This window comes from Adlercreutzia sp. DFI.6.23 (assembly GCF_024462535.1).
GTDB classification, from domain to species: domain Bacteria; phylum Actinomycetota; class Coriobacteriia; order Coriobacteriales; family Eggerthellaceae; genus Adlercreutzia; species Adlercreutzia rubneri.
The window spans coordinates 1-307 of the sequence record NZ_JANGBP010000412.1 but is presented as its reverse complement, the minus strand read 5'-3'; the positions used below and the strand labels follow the sequence as shown (position 1 = coordinate 307).

Below are 307 nucleotides of genomic sequence, written 5' to 3'. Positions count from 1 at the left end.
TTGTGCTCGCGGCACAAGGCGGCGAACTCGGAGTTGATGATGTTGGCGGCACGCACGCCGGGCACCTTGTCGGTGGCCATGGCCATGCCGATGCCCGTGCCGCACACGAGCACGCCGCGCTCGGCGACACCGTCGGCCACATCGTGGGCCACGGGGGCCGCATAGTCGGGGTAATCGACGCGATCATCGTTGTTTTCGCGTGAACGCCATGGTGGCCTCGGGCGTGCTGCCCGGCCGCCGCAACAACGGCAAGATTCTCGTCGATCGCGCCGCTGCGGAGCAGAAGGCCGCCCAAAGCCTCTCCGAG

The 307-nt window shown here is 68.1% G+C and carries 1 pseudogene; it reads right to left on the bottom strand.

Annotated features, from left to right (window positions below):
• Positions 1 to 191: pseudogene (locus NE591_RS16405) on the bottom strand (RpiB/LacA/LacB family sugar-phosphate isomerase); the annotation flags it as partial.
• Between the last annotated feature and the right edge of the window lie 116 nt (positions 192 to 307).